Raw genomic sequence first — 1,742 nt, forward strand, 5'->3', positions numbered from 1 at the left:
ATGTATCGAGCAGGCCCACCAACACCGCTGCCAATGTCCAAAACTCGCGAGTTGGGGGATAGTGCCAAACGGTTGATAGCGCGATCGCAAGCTTTGGTGCCAAAGTAGTGGTATTGGTCTAGGTGATTCAATTCTAGCAAATCTTCAATATGCAAAGGACCTGTGGCTTTTCCTTTTTGTTTCAGTGCTTGGCGAATACTATGAATGCGCCAATCGTAAATCAAAGCTTCGTCTTTTGATAGAGGATATTGTTTTTCCGGTTGTGATAGTGTCATGGTTATTCCAAGGTGATTTCGTGTTGAAAAAGTCAAAAATCCTGGTTATGTGGGAAGGATTTCGGATCAAGCATTGTGGATGGAGCACAGAAAAACGGCTCTAGGGAACCTACTATGCAGAAAACCGCGCTTATTGCCCAGTAAGTATGAGCCCACTAAGTATGATTGGGCAGGTTATTTCTGAAAAATCCTTATCTGAACAACTAAAACTCCCGCCCAATCAAGATTAGATTAATTATTTACTGACAGTTTTACATCCCCAATCCGGTAGAGCCATAAAACCCTTACAAGCTCCAACTTTAATTAACAGTTCTACCTTTTTCCGGACTGGTTTAGGTACTTTGGGTATGTACCAGTTTTTCGGGCTCTTTTTTAGGTGTTACTGAATCTTTGAATGAATAGGAGTAGAGTGGGCATCCTGCCCGCCCGAAAATATATTGAAACTGGATTGAAACTGGCAAGATGCCAGTTCCACCAAGATGCCCATTCTACAAAATGCTTAAAATCATTCCATTATTAAGCAATGCCCCAAATTCAGTAAGAATAACTGCCTTCATTAACTCTGTCATGGTTGTTCGGAATTCCTCCTGCTCAAGATTCCCTTAAGATAGCTCGGATTTCCATTAAAATTTCTCCCAGGCGATTCTTACCGCTCCTATCTTTACCACAACCCCAATAATAATCCTGGGGAGCATCTTCGACAATTAGTTCGTCCCTTGTCCCCAGCAGAATTTCGCGGATATCAGCATGGGTTTGAAACTTACAGAGTAAGCCTCGCCCCATAACATCATCTTTGATTTCTTCCCAATCCCTACGCAGAGGACGAGTACGCTCTCGTCCCATGCTCGCAGCTTCTGCGGGAGTCTTGCAAGAGCGAATTTCTTCTACATGGGAGGTACCAGCAAATTTCTGGGCTTGGAAATAATGCTCTGAGGTGGGCCACCAGAGTCCGTCCAGTTCAAACCCATGGGGGGAAAAGTTGGAGAAACAACCATAGGGCTTTTCGCTAATGTCGTAAAAGTAAATGGTCACAGCTTGACTCCCAAAAATTTTACCCCAGGCGAAAATGCAAAATGCCCCACTGCATGTACCCTTTTTCGTAATACTCGATCCAGGGTTCAATGCTTTTCAAGGTTTTATCGGCAAATTCGGTGGAAGTAATTCTGACTACCTCCTGATAGCGTACGCGCACTTCTTCCCCAAATCGTCGATAATGGGTAGGCACATGTTCAGAAAGGTCAATAAAGTGCAATTGCTCAAAACCCAATTCCTGGGCTGTCTGACTATAAAAGCGATAGGAACCCATATCCTTGATACCCAGACGGTCAAAGGCTGGTTGCAGTAGCCCTGGTGGACAAGTCTCCCTTTGCATGGGGTCAGTAAAAATCAACTCTCCCCCTGGCTGCAAAACCCTCTTAATTTCTTCAAAGACCTGAGTGCGATCGCTACTGTGTAAAATGGCATCCT

Annotated in this window: 1 protein-coding gene and 2 pseudogenes; all 3 read right to left on the reverse strand. The window is 44.3% G+C overall.

What is annotated here, in order from left to right; genetic code table 11:
• Positions 1 to 275: pseudogene (locus tag F6K38_RS41130) on the reverse strand (methyltransferase domain-containing protein); the annotation flags it as partial.
• A 591-nt stretch (positions 276 to 866) separates the two neighbouring features.
• Positions 867 to 1,307 carry a riboflavin biosynthesis intermediates N-glycosidase gene (ybiA, locus tag F6K38_RS41135; protein WP_287360599.1) on the reverse strand — a complete coding sequence of 147 codons (441 nt, stop codon included), beginning with the start codon at positions 1,305 to 1,307 and terminating at the stop codon, positions 867 to 869.
• 19 nt (positions 1,308 to 1,326) lie between these two features.
• Positions 1,327 to 1,742, reverse strand: a pseudogene (locus tag F6K38_RS41140) (SAM-dependent methyltransferase); the annotation flags it as partial.

The organism is Moorena sp. SIO3B2 (genome assembly GCF_010692525.1).
Lineage (GTDB): Bacteria > Cyanobacteriota > Cyanobacteriia > Cyanobacteriales > Coleofasciculaceae > Moorena > Moorena producens.